This window comes from Streptomyces sp. NPDC013317 (assembly GCF_055563155.1).
The window spans coordinates 301,019-317,838 of sequence record NZ_JBVHDX010000004.1 but is presented as its reverse complement, the minus strand read 5'-3'; the positions used below and the strand labels follow the sequence as shown (position 1 = coordinate 317,838).

The 16,820-nt window shown below is 69.9% G+C and carries 15 protein-coding genes and 1 tRNA gene; 9 read left to right on the top strand and 7 right to left on the bottom strand.

All coding sequences use genetic code 11. The annotated features are described in order from the left end of the window. The first annotated feature begins 47 nt into the window (after positions 1-47). Positions 48-914, top strand: coding sequence for a rhomboid family intramembrane serine protease (locus tag ACZ3IJ_RS14145; protein ID WP_467467993.1), 867 nt, complete (start codon positions 48-50; stop codon positions 912-914). A gap of 306 nt (positions 915-1,220) precedes the next feature. On the opposite strand, the gene crgA is transcribed toward ACZ3IJ_RS14145, so the two are convergent. After that, complete coding sequence (gene crgA / locus ACZ3IJ_RS14140; protein ID WP_137988265.1) at positions 1,221-1,475, bottom strand: cell division protein CrgA; 255 nt, start codon at positions 1,473-1,475, stop codon at positions 1,221-1,223. 151 nt (positions 1,476-1,626) lie between these two features. Here crgA and ACZ3IJ_RS14135 point away from each other — a divergent pair, with 151 nt between their 5' ends. Genes ACZ3IJ_RS14135 through ACZ3IJ_RS14110 form a run of 6 tightly spaced genes read left to right on the top strand, consistent with a single transcriptional unit; the run spans position 1,627 to position 5,865 of the window. After that, positions 1,627-2,394, top strand: coding sequence for a DUF881 domain-containing protein (locus tag ACZ3IJ_RS14135; RefSeq protein ID WP_467467991.1), 768 nt, complete (start codon positions 1,627-1,629; stop codon positions 2,392-2,394). A 19-nt stretch (positions 2,395-2,413) separates the two neighbouring features. Continuing rightward, a complete protein-coding gene (locus ACZ3IJ_RS14130; RefSeq protein ID WP_467467989.1) occupies positions 2,414-3,106 on the top strand; it encodes a class E sortase in 693 nt (230 codons plus the stop codon). Positions 3,107-3,161: 55 nt separating this feature from the next. Then, the gene (locus tag ACZ3IJ_RS14125; RefSeq protein WP_260228500.1) at positions 3,162-3,332 is read left to right on the top strand and encodes a hypothetical protein; all 171 of its coding nucleotides are present in this window, start codon (positions 3,162-3,164) and stop codon (positions 3,330-3,332) included. Further along, entirely contained in the window at positions 3,329-3,967 is a 639-nt protein-coding gene (locus tag ACZ3IJ_RS14120) for an aminodeoxychorismate/anthranilate synthase component II (protein WP_383779454.1), read from the top strand. The genes ACZ3IJ_RS14125 and ACZ3IJ_RS14120 overlap by 4 nt, the downstream gene beginning before the upstream one ends. After that, entirely contained in the window at positions 3,964-5,148 is a 1,185-nt protein-coding gene (locus tag ACZ3IJ_RS14115; protein ID WP_467467987.1) for a class E sortase, read from the top strand. Before ACZ3IJ_RS14120 ends, ACZ3IJ_RS14115 begins: the two co-directional genes overlap by 4 nt. Positions 5,149-5,193: 45 nt before the next feature. Next, positions 5,194-5,865, top strand: coding sequence for a class E sortase (locus ACZ3IJ_RS14110; protein WP_467467985.1), 672 nt, complete (start codon positions 5,194-5,196; stop codon positions 5,863-5,865). 99 nt (positions 5,866-5,964) lie between these two features. On the opposite strand, the gene pknB is transcribed toward ACZ3IJ_RS14110, so the two are convergent. The 6 genes from pknB to ACZ3IJ_RS14080 all read right to left on the bottom strand — a co-directional run bounded on the left by pknB (position 5,965) and on the right by ACZ3IJ_RS14080 (position 14,098). Next, a complete protein-coding gene (gene pknB, locus ACZ3IJ_RS14105; RefSeq protein ID WP_467467983.1) occupies positions 5,965-7,950 on the bottom strand; it encodes a Stk1 family PASTA domain-containing Ser/Thr kinase in 1,986 nt (661 codons plus the stop codon). A 153-nt stretch (positions 7,951-8,103) separates the two neighbouring features. Further along, complete coding sequence (locus tag ACZ3IJ_RS14100) at positions 8,104-9,570, bottom strand: peptidoglycan D,D-transpeptidase FtsI family protein (RefSeq protein WP_467467982.1); 1,467 nt, start codon at positions 9,568-9,570, stop codon at positions 8,104-8,106. Then, positions 9,567-10,997, bottom strand: coding sequence for an FtsW/RodA/SpoVE family cell cycle protein (locus ACZ3IJ_RS14095; protein ID WP_391800072.1), 1,431 nt, complete (start codon positions 10,995-10,997; stop codon positions 9,567-9,569). The genes ACZ3IJ_RS14100 and ACZ3IJ_RS14095 overlap by 4 nt, the downstream gene beginning before the upstream one ends. A 26-nt stretch (positions 10,998-11,023) precedes the next feature. Continuing rightward, complete coding sequence (locus tag ACZ3IJ_RS14090) at positions 11,024-12,535, bottom strand: Stp1/IreP family PP2C-type Ser/Thr phosphatase (RefSeq protein ID WP_467467979.1); 1,512 nt, start codon at positions 12,533-12,535, stop codon at positions 11,024-11,026. A gap of 176 nt (positions 12,536-12,711) precedes the next feature. Then, positions 12,712-13,233 carry an FHA domain-containing protein FhaB/FipA gene (locus tag ACZ3IJ_RS14085; RefSeq protein WP_391800074.1) on the bottom strand — a complete coding sequence of 174 codons (522 nt, stop codon included), beginning with the start codon at positions 13,231-13,233 and terminating at the stop codon, positions 12,712-12,714. Positions 13,234-13,243: 10 nt separating this feature from the next. Continuing rightward, the gene (locus ACZ3IJ_RS14080; RefSeq protein ID WP_391800075.1) at positions 13,244-14,098 is read right to left on the bottom strand and encodes an FhaA domain-containing protein; all 855 of its coding nucleotides are present in this window, start codon (positions 14,096-14,098) and stop codon (positions 13,244-13,246) included. Positions 14,099-14,800: 702 nt separating this feature from the next. Here ACZ3IJ_RS14080 and ACZ3IJ_RS14075 point away from each other — a divergent pair. Together ACZ3IJ_RS14075 and ACZ3IJ_RS14070 are read left to right on the top strand one after the other, a co-directional pair. Next, positions 14,801-14,887, top strand: a tRNA-Leu gene (locus ACZ3IJ_RS14075). A 187-nt stretch (positions 14,888-15,074) separates the two neighbouring features. Further along, on the top strand, positions 15,075-16,814 hold the full coding sequence (locus tag ACZ3IJ_RS14070; RefSeq protein ID WP_467467977.1) for a sensor histidine kinase: 1,740 nt from the start codon (positions 15,075-15,077) through the stop codon (positions 16,812-16,814). Positions 16,815-16,820: the final 6 nt, after the last annotated feature.

The window sequence follows — 16,820 nt, the reverse complement described above, 5'->3', positions numbered from 1 at the left end:
AGGCGGGGCGCCGCCTCGCCGCCCCCATCTCCTCGGGAGGGACCTCCATGGAGTCGCAGTCCGGCCTGCCGCGTTGTTACCGCCATCCGGATGTCGAGACAGGCATCCGCTGCACCCGGTGCGACAAGCCGATCTGCCCGCAGTGCATGGTCTCCGCGTCCGTCGGCTTCCAGTGCCCGGACTGTGTGCGCAACGGCTCCGGCACCGGCCACGCGCCCGATGCCAACCAGCCGCGTACGCTCGCCGGCGGCCGCGTGGCATCGGACGGCCGTCTGGTCACCAAGATCCTCATCGCGATCAACCTCGCCCTCTTCATCGCCGTCCAGGTGGTCGGCGACCGGCTCGTGGACGAGCTGTCGCTGATCGGGTACGCCTTCAGCCCGCCGCTCGGCGAGATCGTGGGCGTCGCGGACGGCGAGTGGTACCGGCTGCTGACCTCGACCTTCCTCCACCAGGAGATCCCGCACTTCCTCTTCAACATGCTGGGACTCTGGGTCATCGGCGGCATCGTCGAACCCGAGCTCGGCCGGATCCGCTACGCCACGCTCTGCCTGCTCTCCGGACTCTCCGGTTCCGCGCTCGCCTATCTGCTGGCCGCACCGAACCAGCCCTCGCTCGGCGCCTCGGGCGTCGTATTCGGACTGATCGGCGCCTGGGCCGTGCTGACCCGCCGCCAGCGCTACGACATGCGGCCGGTGGTCCTCTTCGTCGCCCTGTCGCTGCTGCTGACCTTCACCCGGCCGGGGATCTCCTGGGAGGCCCACATCGGCGGCCTCGTCGGCGGCGCCCTGGTGACCTACGGACTGCTGCACGCGCCGCGGGCGCAGCGGAACCTCATGCAGTACGGAGCCTGTGGCCTGGTGCTGCTGATCGACCTGGGGATGATCCTCGTCCGCTCGGCAGTGCTCACCTGAGCGCAGAGGGCTGTGGACGAGCTTCACCGCAAAGCTTTCCCCAGAGTTATCCACAGCGCGTGGCGGACTGTGCGCATGTCGTGGAGAACGACCGCGCCCCCCGCTCCTGAGCTGGGATTTCCCAGGAAGATCAGGGGGCGCGGGTGAAGCTGTGCCAGGGTGCCGCAGTCACACCGGCGTCAACCGGGGCGATGGTTATCCACAGATCTTCGTAAGTTATCCAGTGCTGTGCACAACGCTGTGGATAAGTTCAGGGCAAGGCTTGACGGGCACGCCGGGAGCCCGTCGCGACCACCGCCAGGGCGGCTACTTCCACTGTGTGGAGACGCCGAACCCGGCCGCGATGAAGCCGAAGCCCACCACGATGTTCCAGTTGTTGATGGACTTCACCGGCAGCGTGCCGTCGGTGACGTAGAAGACGACGATCCACACGAGCCCGATCAGGAACAGCGCCAGCATCACCGGTGCCACCCAGCTGCGATTGGTCAGCTTGATGTTGGTGGCCTGCTTGGCGGGCGGGGGCGTGAAGTCGGCCTTCTTGCGGATACGTGACTTCGGCACGAGGGACTCTCCTGTCGATGCGCTGCGTGACCGCGCAGGGAACTGTGGCTGGCGCCGGGGTGGGACGGCTGGGTGACGTAGGAGGACCACTGCGTCCCCCGGGCGTCCGTTAGCGTAGTGGTTCCACGGCACCGAAGGGGATCAGGGTACGTTGAGCAATTCTGCCGACTCTTCCCCCGGGCCGGGCCGACCCACCAGGTGGCGCCCCGTCCGGGTGCTGACCGCTGCCGTCTTCGCCCTGGCCGGGCTGATCTTCGTGACCAGTTTCAACACGGCCAAGGGTACGAACATCCGCACGGACGCCTCGCTGCTGCGGCTCTCCGACCTCATCGAGGAGCGCAGCCACAAGAACGCCGGCCTGGACGAGTCCACCGCCGCCCTGCGCGGCGAGGTTGACGCCCTCGCCGCCCGCGACGACGGCTCCACGCGCGCCGAGGACGCCGAGCTGCGCGCCCTGGAGCGGGCCGCCGGCACCACCGCGATCTCCGGTCAGGGCCTCACGGTCACCCTGAACGACGCCCCTCCGAACGCCCAGGCGGCCCCCGGCTACCCCGAGCCGCAGGCCAACGACCTCGTCATCCACCAGCAGGACCTCCAGGCCGTCGTGAACGCGCTCTGGCAGGGCGGCGCCCGGGGCATCCAGGTCATGGACCAGCGGCTCATCTCGACCAGCGCCGTGCGCTGCGTGGGCAACACCCTGATCCTCCAGGGCCGGGTCTACTCACCCCCGTACAAGATCACCGCCGTGGGTGACCAGGAGAAGCTCACCAAGGCGCTCGCCGACGCGCCGGCCGTGCAGAACTACCAGCTGTACGTGAAGGCCTACGGCCTCGGCTGGAAAGTCGACGAGCGCAAGGCGATGACTCTGCCCGGCTACTCCGGCACAGTGGATCTCCACTACGCGAAGCCTGTGAGCTGACTGCGGGGAGGCCCGGCCGGTGGCGGTGCGACTGATCGTCAGGACGTTCAGCGAGCTGTGCATCACCGTCGGGACCGTGATCGTCCTCTTCGTCGTGTACCTGCTGCACTGGACCGGCGTCCAGGCGGAGAGCGCGACCGCCGGGCAGATCGACACCCTGGAGCGGGAGTGGGTGGAGCGGCCCGTCCCCGGCGCCGCCACGGCCGCGCCGCCCCCGAAGCCGTACGCGAACGGCCGGGGCATCGCCGTCATGTACATCCCCCGGCTCGGCGGGGACTGGGAGTGGCCCGTCCTGGAGGGCACCTCAGCCGCCGTCCTGAAGAAGGGGCTCGGCCACTACACCGCCACCGCCCGGCTCGGCGGGACCGGCAACTTCTCCGTGGCCGGCCACCGGCGCACGTACGGAGATCCGTTCAAGGACTTCCCCCGGCTGCGGCCGGGTGACGCGGTCGTCCTCACCGACGGCACCACCTGGTTCACGTACCGGATCGCCCGCGCGCCGTACCGGACCCTCCCCACCGACGTCGGCGTGATCGCCCCCGTGCCCCGCCCGCTGCGCAGGGACGCGGCCGCCTTCGACGGTCCCGGCCGCTATCTGACGCTCACCACCTGCGAGCCGGAGTGGGGCAGCAGCCACCGGCTGATCGCCTGGGCGCACCTCGACGCCACCCAGCCTGTGACGCAGGGCAAGCCACCGGCTTTGACGGGCTGACCCCTCACGCCTCCTTCGCCCCGTACTCTGGTGCCCGTAACGAACGGAAGGGGCAGTGGACGTCATGTACGGCTGGATCTGGCGGCATCTGCCGGGCAACGCGTGGGTCCGGGGCATCATCTCGCTCGTCCTCGTCCTGGGGGTCGTCTACACCCTCTTCCAGTACGTGTTCCCCTGGGCGGAGCCGCTGCTTCCGTTCAACGATGTGACGGTGGACGGCCAGTGAGCGCGCGGATTCTCGTCGTCGACAACTACGACAGCTTCGTCTTCAACCTCGTTCAGTACCTCTACCAGCTCGGCGCCGAGTGCGAGGTGCTGCGCAACGACGAGGTCGAACTGAGCCACGCCCAGGACGGCTTCGACGGCGTCCTGCTCTCGCCCGGTCCCGGCGCACCCGAACAGGCCGGTGTCTGCATCGACATGGTGCGCCACTGCGCCGGTACCGGGGTGCCGGTCTTCGGCGTCTGTCTCGGCATGCAGTCGATGGCCGTCGCGTACGGCGGCGTGGTCGACCGCGCCCCCGAGCTGCTGCACGGCAAGACCTCCCTCGTCACGCACGAGGGCAAGGGCGTCTTCGCGGGCCTGCCGTCGCCGTTCACGGCGACGCGCTACCACTCGCTGGCCGCCGAGCCCACGACCGTGCCGCCGGAGCTCGAGGTCACCGCCCGCACCGAGGACGGCATCATCATGGGGCTCCGCCACCGTGACCTGGCCGTCGAGGGTGTGCAGTTCCACCCCGAGTCGGTGCTCACCGAGCACGGCCACCTCATGCTCGCCAACTGGCTGGAGCAGTGCGGCGACAGGGGGGCGATCGGCAGGTCGGCGGGGCTCGCGCCGGTGGTGGGCAAGGCCGTCGCGTGACGGCGGGGTCGCCGTGGTTCCGGGCGACGAACGAGCCGGGACCGGAACCGGGATCGCTGCCGGAGGAGACGCCGTACGCGACGGCGCACCCCGCTCCGTACGCCGAGTACCCGTATCCGTACGAAGCGATACCGGACGGCGTCGCCGAGGTGCCGCAGCCTGCGGCCGAGCAGCGGGATGTGCCGTACGAGACGCGAGACGTGCCGTACGAGACGCAGGGTGCGCCCTACGAGCCCCCGCAGGAGGCCCAGGAGGGCCCGTACGAGCCTTCGGAGGCCTCGTACGAGTCGCACGAGCCCCACGGTGAGACGATGGCTCTGAGGGCCGTGGAGCCCGCCGTGGCGCCGCCCGCGGGCCCCGGCAGGGCCGAGCGCCGGCGCGCCGCCAAGGGCAAGGGGAAGGGCCGTCGGGGCGCCGCGCCCGCCGCACCCGTCGCGGGGACCGCCCCCGCCGCGCCGCTGTCCCGCGTCGAGGCCAGACGGGCGGCCAGGGCGGCGAAGGACAGCGTCGGTGTCGTCGCGAGCCGGCTGGTGGGCGAACTGTTCATCACCTTCGGCGTGGTCATGCTGCTCTTCGTCACGTACCAGCTGTGGTGGACGAACGTACGGGCCGGACAGCAGGCGAACCAGGCCAAGGGACAGATAGAGGACTCCTGGTCCAAAGGGCGGGAGCCGGGCGCGGCGCCGGGCGCGTTCGAGCCGGGGCAGGGCTTCGCGATCATGTACATCCCCAAGCTGGACGTGGTCGTCCCCGTCGCCGAGGGCATCAGCAAGCCCAAGGTCCTGGACCGCGGCATGGTCGGCCACTACGGCGAGGGCAAGCTGAAGACGGCGATGCCCGGCGACAAGGAGGGCAACTTCGCCGTCGCGGGGCACCGCAACACGCACGGCGAACCGTTCCGCTACATCAACCAGTTGAAGCCCGGGGACCCGATCGTCGTCGAGACCCAGGACGCCTACTACACGTACGAGATGGCGAGCATCCTGCCGCAGACCGCGCCGTCCAACGTGTCGGTCATCGAACCGGTGCCGAAGCAGTCGGGCTTCACGGAGCCCGGGCGGTACATCACACTGACCACCTGCACGCCGGAATTCACCAGTACGTACCGCATGATCGTGTGGGGCAAGATGGTCGAGGAACGCCCGCGCAGCAAGGGGAAGCCGGACGCGCTCGTAGGCTGAGACCCTACGGATCCACGACCACACACTTCAGAACGGGACGACGCAGTGGCACGTGCGCGCAACTGGATCGCCGGAGTCGTCAGTGTCTTCGGCGAACTCCTCATCACCGCGGGCCTGGTGCTCGGCCTCTTCGTCGTCTACTCGCTCTGGTGGACCAACGTCCTGGCCGACCGCGCCGCCGACAAGGACGGCGACCAGGTCCGCGACAGCTGGGCGGCGCCCGGCGCCCTGGACACCAAGGACGGCATCGGCTTCCTGCACGTCCCGGCCATGGGCGGGGACGAGATACTCGTCAAGAAGGGCACCGACAGCAAGACGCTGAACAACGGCGTCGCCGGCTACTACACGGACCCGGTCAAGTCGGCCCTTCCGCAGGACAAGCAGGGCAACTTCACGCTGGCGGCGCACCGGGACGGGCACGGGGCGAAGTTCCACAACATCCACAAGCTGAAGGACGGCGACCCGATCGTCTTCGAGTCCAAGGACACGTGGTTCGTCTACAAGGTCTACAAGTCCCTTCCGGAGACGACGAAGTACAACGTGGACGTCCTCCAGCAGGTCCCGAAGGAGTCGGGCAGGTCGAAGCCGGGCCGCTACATCACGCTGACGACGTGCACGCCGATGTACACCTCGGACTTCCGCTACATCGTGTGGGGCGAACTGGTCCGCACGGAGAAGGTCGACGCGAAGCGGACCCCGCCCGCGGAACTCGGCTGAACGCCCGCCGGTGCGCACCGGCGGGCGAACGGGAAGGGCCCCGGCATCCTGGTGGATGCCGGGGCCCTTCCGTCTCGGCGCGTGCGGTACGCGCGGCCGCTAGTCGAAGAAGCCGCCGCCGTTGTTGCCGTTGCCGCCGCCGCCCGCCGTGAAGACGGTGATCGTCGTACCGGGGTTCACCGGGCTGCCCTCGGGCGGGTTGGTGCCCATGACGATCGCGTCGTTCTTGTCCGAGCCCGTCTGCTGCACCGGCAGGCCCAGGGCCTCCAGCTGCTGCTTCACTTCCTCGAACTTCTTGCCCGTCAGGCCCGTCGGGATCGTCGTCTGGGTCTGCTGCGGGCCCTTGGAGACCTTCAGCGTGATCTGGACGTCCTTGGCCTGGTTCGAGGGGCCCTGCGGGTTCATGCCGATGACGGTGTTGGCCGGCTGGTCCGAGTCGACGTCCTGACGGGCGACGTTCTCGAAGCCGAGCGTCTTGAGGTCCTGGACGGCCTGGTCGAAGAGGCGGCCCGTGACGTCCGGAAGCTGCGACTTCTTCTGCTTCGCCACCGTGATCGTGACCTCGGAGTTCTGCTCCGCCTTCGAGCCGCCCTTCGGGCTCTGCTCCAGAACCCGCCCGACCTCGTCGTCGGACTCCTGGAACTCGACCTTGACCTTGAAGCCGTCCTGCTTGAGGCGCTCCTCGGCCCGCTCTTGCGACTGCTCGACGACGTCCGGGACCTCGATCTGCGGGGCGCCCTCGGAGATGACGACCGAGATCGTCTCGTCGACGCTCATCTTCGCCGTGCCGTCGGCCACCGGCGTCTGGCTGCAGATCTTGCCCTTGGGCTGGTCGCAGCGCTCGGAACCCGACTGCGTGACCTTGACCTGGGCGTTCTTCGCCCGGACCTCGGCCTCCTGGAGGGTCTGGCCGACCAGGGACGGTACGACGACCTGGGCCGTGCCGTCCTTGCCGTCGAAGATCGAGCGGCCGATGAGGATCGCGCCGACCAGGACCAGGATGCCCGCGAGGACCAGCAGGATCGTCGAGGTGTTCGACTTCTTCTGCCGTCGGCGGTCCGGACGGTCGTCGTAGCCGTATCCGCCGTCGTCCGGGTTCATCGGCGGCAGCATGGACGTCTGGCCGGCCGGGTCGGTCTGGCGCAGCGCCGTCGTCGGCTGGTCGTCCGGGGCGTAGCCGCCGTAGCCGTTGCCGTACCCGCCGCCGTACGCCGCCGCGCCCATCGCCGCGGCCGCGGCCACGGGCTGGCCGTCGAGGCAGGCCTCGATGTCCGCGCGCATCTCGTCGGCGGACTGGTAGCGGTAGTCGGGGTCCTTGACCAGTGCCTTGAGGACGATGGCGTCCATCGAGGGCGTGATCTCGGGGTCGAAGTTGCTCGGCGGCTGCGGCTCCTCGCGTACGTGCTGGTACGCGACCGCGACCGGGGAGTCGCCCACGAACGGCGGGCGGACGGTCAGCAGCTCGTACAGCAGGCAGCCGGTGGAGTACAGGTCGGAGCGGGCGTCGACCTGCTCGCCCTTGGCCTGCTCCGGGGAGAGGTACTGGGCCGTGCCGATGACCGCGGCGGTCTGTGTCATGGTCATGCCCGCGTCGCCCATGGCGCGCGCGATGCCGAAGTCCATGACCTTGACCTGACCGGTCCGCGTCAGCATGACGTTCGCCGGCTTGATGTCGCGGTGCACGATCCCGGCGCGGTGCGAGTACTCCAGCGCCTGGAGGATGCCGACCGTCATCTCGAGCGTGCGCTCGGGCAGCAGCTTGCGCCCGGAGTGAAGCAGCTCACGCAGGGTCGAGCCGTCGACGTACTCCATCACGATGTACGGGATGGAGACACCGTCGACGTAGTCCTCGCCGGTGTCGTAGACCGCGACGATCGCCGGGTGGTTGAGCGAGGCGGCCGACTGGGCCTCACGGCGGAACCGGGCCTGGAAGGACGGGTCGCGGGCGAGGTCGGCCCGCAGCGTCTTCACGGCGACGGTGCGGCCGAGCCGGGTGTCGTGGGCGAGGTAGACCTCTGCCATGCCACCACGGCCGAGCACCGAGCCCAGCTCGTACCGGCCGCCGAGGCGACGCGGCTCTTCCATAACTGATCCAGCCCTCTCCGTCTGTCCCGACCGCACCCGTGTGTGGTCCGGCGGTGTGCTGTTCGCGCAAAGGCTACCGGCCACGGGAGGGCGATCCGCCCGCGACCGGCACCTGATACCTGACCGGTACCTGGGCGGTGCCCGGCCGCAAGCTCAGCTCCTGGTCTTCAGTACCGCCTTCATCACGGCCTTGGCGATCGGGGCGGCGAGGCCGCCACCGGAGATGTCCTCACGGTTCGTGCCCGCGGAGTCCTCGACGATGACGGCGACGGCGACCGGGGAGCCCTGGTCGGTCTTGGCGTAGGAGATGAACCAGGCGTAGGGGCGCTTGGAGTTCTTCTCGCCGTGCTGGGCGGTGCCCGTCTTGCCGCCGACCCTGACGCCGTCCATCTTCACGTCGGCGTTGCCGCCGGTGCCGTTGGAGACGACGTTCTCCATCATCTGCTGGAGCTTCTGCGCGGTCTCCGGCGAGACCGGGCGGCTCATCTCCTCGGGCTCGTTCTGCTTGATCACGTCGACGTTCGGCGACTCGAGCTTGTCGATCATGTACGGCTTCATCAGCTTGCCGTCGTTGGCGACCGCCGACGCCACCATCGCCATCTGGAGCGGCGTGGTCGCGGTGTTGAACTGGCCGATGGAGGAGAGCGCGTTGCCGCCGCGGTCCATCTGCTTGTCGTAGACGGAGGCGGCGGAGCGGACCGGGGTGAACTGCTCGGCGTTGAAACCGAACTTCTCGGCCATCTCGACCATCTTGTCGCGGCCGACGTCGTCACCGAGCTTGGCGAAGACCGAGTTGCAGGAGACCTCGAGGGCCCTGTTCAGGCTGGCGTTCTCACACCCGTTGGCGTGGTTGACCATGTTCCGCGTGGAGAGCGGGATCTTGTACGGCTCGGGGGTGTCCGTCGGCGCGTTGATGTCGCTGACCTTGCCGTTCTCCAGCGCCGCGGCCGCCGTGACGACCTTGAAGACGGAGCCGGGCGGGTAGATCTCGCGGAGCGCGCGGTTGAGCTTCGGCTTGTTCTTGTCCTTCTCCAGCGCCAGCCAGGCCTTCTCGTCCTTGCCGGAGTAGCCGGCGAAGGTCGAGGGGTCGTACGACGGCGTGGAGGCGAGCGCGAGGATCTTGCCGGTCTTGGGCTCGATGGCGACGACCGCGCCCGTCTTGTCGCCGAGGCCCTCGAAGGCGGCCTTCTGGGCGGCGCCGCTCAGCGTCGTGACGACGTTGCCGCCCTTCTTCTTGTCGCCCGTGAACATCGACAGCGTGCGGTCGAAGAAGAGCCGGTCGTCGTTGCCGGTGAGGATCCCGTCCTCGATCTTCTCGATCTGGTTGGCGTCGTAGGCCTGCGAGGCGTAACCCGTCACCGGGGCCCACATGGGGCCGTCGGTGTAGGTCCGCTTGAACCGGTAGTACGGGTCCTGGGAGTCGACCGAGCCGGTGATCGGCTTGCCGTCCACGATGATGTTGCCGCGCTCGTTCGCGTACCGCTCGATCGTGACGCGCCTGTTCTTCGGGTGGGCGTTCAGCTCGTCGGCACGGACGTACTGGATCCAGTTGTCCCGGATCAGCAGGGCGAGGACCAGCAGGCCGCAGAAGATCGCGACCCGGCGCAGGGGCTTGTTCACGGACGGACCACCTGGGTCATCTCGGCGTCGGGGGACGGGGCGGGGGCGGGCGCCGGGCGGCGCGCCGTGTCGCTGATCCGGATCAGGATGCCGATCAGGGCCCAGTTGGCGATCACGGAGGAACCGCCGTACGCGAGGAACGGCATGGTCATACCGGTCAGCGGGATGAGGCCCATCACACCGCCCGCGACGACGAAGATCTGCAGCGCGAAGGCGCCGGACAGGCCCATGGCGAGCAGCTTGCCGAACGGGTCGCGGGCCGCGAGGGCGGTACGGACACCGCGCTCGATGATCAGGCCGTACAGGAGCAGGAAGACCATGACGCCGGTCAGGCCGAGCTCCTCGCCGACGGTGGCGAAGATGAAGTCGGAGTTGGCGGCGAACCCGATCAGGTCGGAGTTGCCCTGGCCGAGGCCGGTGCCGAGGATGCCACCGGAGCCGAAGGACATCAGCACCTGGCTCATCTGGTCGCAGGCCGCCGCCATGTTCGATCCCTCGGGAGCCGTCTTCAGGCACTCGAAGGGGTCGAGCCAGGCCGCGACACGGGACTGCACGTGGCTGGCGGTCGAGCCCACCACGACGGCACCGGCGGTGGACATCAGCAGACCCATGACGACCCAGCTGGTCCGCTCCGTCGCCACGTACAGCATGATCACGAACATGCCGAAGAACAGCAGCGAGGTGCCGAGGTCGTTCTCGAAGACCAGGATCAGAAGGCTGACGGCCCAGATGGTGAGGATCGGGCCGAGGTCACGGCCACGGGGCAGGTAGAGCCCCATGAACCGGCGGCTGGCCAGCGCCAGCGCGTCCCGTTTCACCATCAGATAGCCGGAGAAGAAGACGGCGAGGACGAGCTTGGCGAACTCACCGGGCTGGATGGAGAAGCCGGCGACGCTGATCCAGATCTTGGCGCCGAAGACGTCGGCGCCCAGGCCCGGCACCAGCGGCAGCAGCAGCAGGACGAGGGCCGCCACCATGGAGATGTACGTGTAGCGCTGGAGGACCCGGTGGTCCTTCAGGATCAGCAGCACGCCCACGAACATCGCGACGGCGATCGCCGAGTACAGCATCTGGCTCGGAGCGTCCGGGGTGAACGTCTTGTACCGGTTGATGATGCGCGGCGACTGGTCCAGGCGCCAGATCAGCACCAGGCCCATCCCGTTCAGCAGGGTCGCCAGGGGCAGCAGCAGCGGGTCCGCGTACGGGGCGAACTTGCGCACCACGAGGTGCGCGACGCCTGCGAGCAGGCCGAGGCCGAGGCCGTAGCCGGCCATCCCCGCCGGCACCTTCCCGTCGATCGCGAGACCGACGTTCAGGTACGCGAAGACCGGGATGCCGACGGCGAACGCCAGCAACGCCAGTTCGGTGTTCCGGCGGCTCGGCGCCTCGATCGCGCCGATGGTGGTCGTGTTGGTGACAACGCTCATGGTGGTGAAAGGCCCCCTACGGGTGCTTACTGCTTGCCGCAGTTCGAGGCCAGCTTCTGCTCGTCCTCCGTGAGGGTGGGGCCCGGGGAGGGAGCGGCTGTGGCGGGCTTGTCTTCGGGCGTGGTCGCGCCCTCGGCGGGCGGCTTGCTCGCCTGGTCCGCGGACTTCTCCGCGGCCTCTCGGCGCTGCTCGGTCTTCTTGCAGGCCGAGGCCTGCACGGCCAGCTCGGCGATCTTCGTCTGGGCCTTGCCCAGGCTGCCGCCGGCGATGGTCTCCTCGACCTGCTTGCGCTGGTACGGCGGGAGGTACTTGAGTTCGATCTCGGGGTGGTCCTTCTCCACGTCCGAGAGCGACACCCACGCCAGGTCCTGGCTGATACCCCGGTAGAGCGCGACGTGCTCCTCGTTGGAGCCGACGTAGTACTGCGTCTGCGTCCAGCGGTAGCCGCCGTACACACCGCCGCCGACCACGGCGAGCGCGAGGATCAGGAAGAAGCTGCGCTTCAGCCACTTGCGGCCGGTGCGCGGCTTCTCGAACTTCTCGTACTTGTCGAAGCTCTCGTCGGTGTAGGCCCCGAAGGAGCCCTGCGGCGGCATCCCGCCGTAGCCGTGCTCGTCACCGCTGCCGGGCGGGCCGAAGCCCTGCGGCGCGTGCCCGCCGGACTGCTGCTGGTGCGGCGCCGTGCGGCCGAGACCGGAGGCCCGGCCGGCCGGCGTCTGCATCGCCCCGCCGTCGGACTGCTGCACCTGGTTCTCGGCGACCGCGCCGACGATCACCGGGGTGTCGCTGAGCCGGCCGGCGAGGGTGTCGCCGCCGTCGACGTCGAGGACGTCCGCGACGATCACCGTGATGTTGTCGGGGCCGCCGCCGCGCAGCGCGAGCTGGATCAGCTCCTGCACGGTCTCCTGCGGGCCCTGGTAGCTGGCGAGCGTGTCCTCCATCGTCTGGTGGGAGACGACTCCGGACAGCCCGTCGGAACAGATCAGATAGCGGTCGCCGGCCCGGACCTCGCGGATCGACAGATCCGGTTCGACGTGGTCACCACTGCCCAGCGCGCGCATCAGGAGCGAACGCTGCGGGTGGGTGGTGGCCTCCTCCTCGGTGATCCGGCCCTCGTCGACCAGCCGCTGGACCCAGGTGTGGTCCTGCGTGATCTGCGTGAGGACACCGTCGCGCAGCAGGTACGCGCGCGAGTCGCCGACGTGCACGAGACCGAGACGCTGCCCCGTCCACAGCAGGGCGGTGAGCGTGGTGCCCATGCCCTCCAGCTGGGGGTCCTCCTCGACCATCAGCCGCAGCTGGTCGTTGGCCCGCTGCACCGCGGCACCGAGCGAGGTGAGGATGTCGGAGCTGGGCACGTCGTCGTCGAGGGTGACGAGCGTGGAGATCACCTCGGAGGAGGCGACCTCACCGGCGGCCTGGCCGCCCATGCCGTCGGCGATGGCGAGCAGCCGGGGCCCGGCGTAACCGGAATCCTCGTTGCCCTCGCGGATCATGCCCTTGTGCGACCCGGCGGCGAACCGCAGTGACAGGCTCATGCGCACCTGCCCTGTCGGCGTCGCCTCGGGGTACAGCCGGTCTCGAGCCACACTGCCCACCCTCCGGTCGGGAGCCCGTGCCGGTACGCGGCCCGGACCTGACGGTCCGCCGCGCGGCCCGTCGTGGGGACCGCCGCGGCCGGCTCGCTCCGCTCGCACTCATACATGACGTAGCACTACTTCCGCAGCTCGATGACGGTCTTGCCGATGCGGATCGGCGCGCCCAGCGGAATCGGCGTGGCGGTGGTGAGTCGGGTCCGGTCGAGATACGTACCGTTGGTGGACCCGAGATCCTCGACGATCCACTGGCCGTCCCGGTCCGGGTAGATCCTCGCGTGCCTGCTGGAGGCGTAGTCGTCGTCCAGCACGATCGTCGAGTCGTGGGCGCGGCCCAGCGTGATGGTCTGCCCCTGAAGGGCGACCGTCGTGCCGGTCAGCGTCCCCTCGGAGACGACGAGTTTGGTCGGCGCGCCGCGGCGCTGGCGCCCGCCGCCCGTGTTCTGCTGTCCGCGCTGGGCAGGCGGCGTCGCCGCCTGGCGCGGATTCTGCTGCGGCCGGGTGTCCTGGCGGCGCGAACCGCGCTGCGTGACACGTGTGCCGAACAGGTCGCTCCGAATGACCTGGACGGCCACGATCACGAACAGCCACAGAACGGCCAGGAAACCCAGCCGCATGACCGTCAGGGTCAGCTCTGACATTGCCCCCGCTTCACCCTTCGGCTTGCCGGTAAACGATGGTGGTGCTGCCCACGACGATCCGCGAGCCGTCGCGGAGCGTAGCGCGGGTGGTGTGCTGCCCGTCCACCACGATGCCGTTGGTGGATCCGAGATCCTGGATCGTCGAGGGCGTTCCGGTCCGGATCTCGCAGTGCCGGCGGGAGACGCCGGGATCGTCGATCCTCACGTCCGCGTCGGTGCTGCGGCCAAGGACCAGAGTCGGGCGGGAGATCTGATGGCGGGTGCCGTTGATCTCGATCCACCGGCGCACCTGGGCGCCGGCGGCGGGCATGGGGCCGGGGCCACCGGCCGTGGGGCGGCCGGCGGCGGGCGCCTGCCCGGGCCGCTGCATGCCGCCCGCGCCCGGCGGCGGGGCCGCGGGCATCGGCGGAGCACCGACCGGAGGATAGCCGTAGCCACCCGGCGCGCGGCCCGGCTGAGGGGCGGCGGCGGGGGCCTGCTGCTGTGACGAACTCGACGCGAGAGTGCGGCTGCGCACCCGGTACAGACCGGTGTCGAGATCGTCGGCCTTCTCCAGGTGGACCTTGATCGGTCCCATGAAGGTGTACCGCTGCTGCTTGGCGTAGTCGCGGACCAGGCCGGCCAGCTCGTCGCCGAGCTGGCCCGAGTACGGGCTGAGGCGCTCGAAGTCCGGCGTGCTCAGCTCGACGATGAAGTCGTTGGGGACGACGGTCCGCTCGCGGTTCCAGATCGTCGCGTTGTTGTCGCACTCGCGCTGGAGAGCGCCCGCGATCTCGACGGGCTGGACCTCGGACTTGAAGACCTTGGCGAAGGTGCCGTTGACCAGGCCTTCGAGCCGCTGTTCGAAACGCTTCAGGACTCCCATGGGGCACCTCCTCCGTCGTTGTCGTCCTGGTACTGCTTACTGATCGTATCCACGCGTCGGGAAATCGGCTGGTTCCCCTTCTCTGCCCTGTGGACGAGTGTCACCTCTCACAGGCTTTCCCCACGGATCGTAGAGGCGGCCCCTGGACAGTGTCCCGCACCCGGGGAGCGAGCTGGAGGAGCGGGGCGGGGCGGCGGGGGCGGTCCGCCCCGTTCCTCCCGTTACCCGTGCTCTTCCGTCCCGTCCGCGTCTCCGCGTGCGGGGCTCCGTCCCATGGTGCCTGGTGCCCGGCCTCTTTCTCCTCCGGCTGTGTACCGCTTGTGCTCCAGTTCCGTCCGTCTCGCGTCCGTCCCGCCTCTGCCGGCCTCCGCCCCGCCTCCGTCCTGTCGCTCGTCCCGCCGCCGTCCGCCTTGTCCGCCGCCGTCGGCCCGGGTCCTGCCGCCGTCGGTCGCGGGTCCCGCCGACCGGCCCGGTCCCGCCGACCGGCCCGGTCCCGCCGCCGTCGGTCGCGGTCCCGCCGCCGCCGGCGCGGTCCCGCCGCCGTCGGTCGCGGTCCCACTCGGCGGCCCCCTGTCTCCCTGTTCGCTCAGGGAGGGGCCCAAACAACGGATGTGAATCCAGCGTCTGCGACGTGCTAATCTTCAGATGTCGCCAGGCGATCGCACCGAAAAAAGCGGTGAGGGAGCCCGGAGCACACCCAATGCGCGGGTGGCGGAATAGGCAGACGCGCTGGATTCAGGTTCCAGTGCCCGCAAGGGCGTGGGGGTTCAACTCCCCCCTCGCGCACCAGACGGAAGCCCCGTAGGTCATCGACCTACGGGGCTTCCGCGTTGTCGGTCGTGGCGCGTCTGCCTCCGGTCGGCCCGGGATGTGGGCGGCGAAGGCGAGCGGCGATGTGAGCGATGCGACCTTCGTCGTCGCGGGGCGAGACGAAAGAGAGCCGCGGGCGGGGCCGGCCGCTGCCTAGGGTGCGAGCGTGGACGCGACTTCGAAGATCAGGGCCGGGATCGGCGCCGGATGGGGATGGTTCGCCGCACCCGAGTTCTGGTCGCGGCGCAGAACGGCGGGCGAGCTGGTGCTCGCCGTCGTGATCGGGCTGCTCGCCGCCGGCAGCGAGGAGCTGCTCGGCGGAGAAGGGTGGCAGCTCGCCGCGGTCGGCCTGGCCGCCGCCGTCCTGTCGCTGCTGCGCCGAAGGCTGCCCGTCACCATGCTCGTCGTCACGGGCGCCCTCGCGCCGCTCGTGCCGGGCTTCCTGATGCTCCTGATCCTGATCGGCTGGTCGTCGGGCCGGTACATCGCGGGCGCCGGACGGGCCCTGATCGCGTACACCGTGGCGTACGTGCTGAACATCGCGGCCAGCGTGGTCGAGGTCTGGGACCTGCACCGGACGCTCACCGTCGTCTTCATGTCGACGCTCTACTACCTGGCGACGACCCTCGCCCCCGGGCTCGCCAACCGGTACTGGACCCAGCGCAGGACCCTTCTGCACACCCTGCAGGAGCACAACGCCCAACTGCTGCGGGAACGCGCGATGGTGGTCGGGCAGGCCCGGCTCATGGAGCGCCAGCGGATCGCCCAGGACATGCACGACAGCCTCGGGCACCAGCTCGCGCTGATCGCCGTCCACACCGGCGCACTGGAGGTCGACCGGGAGCTGACCGACCGGCAGCGGGAGGCCGTGGGGGTGCTGCGCAACGCCTCGGTGACCGCCATGCACGAACTGCGCGAGGTCGTCGGCATCCTGCGCGACGGCGTCGCGGCGCCGTCCGGCGCCCCCGTCCCGCCGGCACGTTCCGGTGACTCCTCGGGCCGGGCGGCGCGGGGGACCGCCGGTATCCAGGAGCTCGTGGAGACCGCTCAGGGCGCCGGGAACCGCGTGGAGCTCCGGCGGCGCGGGGAGGTCCGCCCGCTGCCGCCGGCCGCCGACCACGCCGCGTACCGGATCGTGCAGGAGGCGCTCACCAACGCCTACAAGCACGCGCCGGGCGCGCTCATCGGCGTGGAGGTGCGGTACGAGCCGGACTCCCTCGTCGTGGAGATCGTCAACGAGGCCGCCGCGCACGCGCCGGGGGACGTGGTCAGCGGCGGGCAGGGGCTGACCGGGCTGCACGAGCGGGCCAGGCTCGTCGGCGGCATCGTGCACGCGGGGCCGGTCGACGGCGGCGGATTCCGGGTCGCCGGGATGCTGCCGTACGGGACGGTGGAAGCAGCGCCTTTGGTCGATGCGGAGGACGACTTCCGGCAGCAGTCGACGGGGCCTCTCGTGGGCGACCGTGGTCGCGTTCCGGTCGGGCAGGCCGACTGGACGCTGACGGAACGGGAGCTGGCGATGGCGTTGCGCGGGGGCAGGAGCACGGGCCGTGGGGTCGCGATGGGATGCGGGATAGCGTTCGCGGCGCTCGTGCTGCTGCTGGTGGCGGGGGGCTTCGGCGTCTACTTCCTCGTGTCGTCGCTGGAGAAGGGAATGATCGACCCGGGCGAGTACGACGCGGTGGAGGTCGGCGCCGCCGAGCGGGACGTGCGCGACCGGCTGCCGTCCGGCGACACCGTCGCCACCACCGGCCTGCACGGCAAGGGGCCCGCGGAGCCCGAGGGATCGAAGTGCCTGGTGCTGATGTCCTCCGAGGTGGTGGAGAGCGAGGCGGAGCCGGTTTTCCGGTTCTGCTTCAAGGACGGCAAGCTGATCGAGAAGAAGTCGTACGAGGTCACGCGCTAGCGCTGA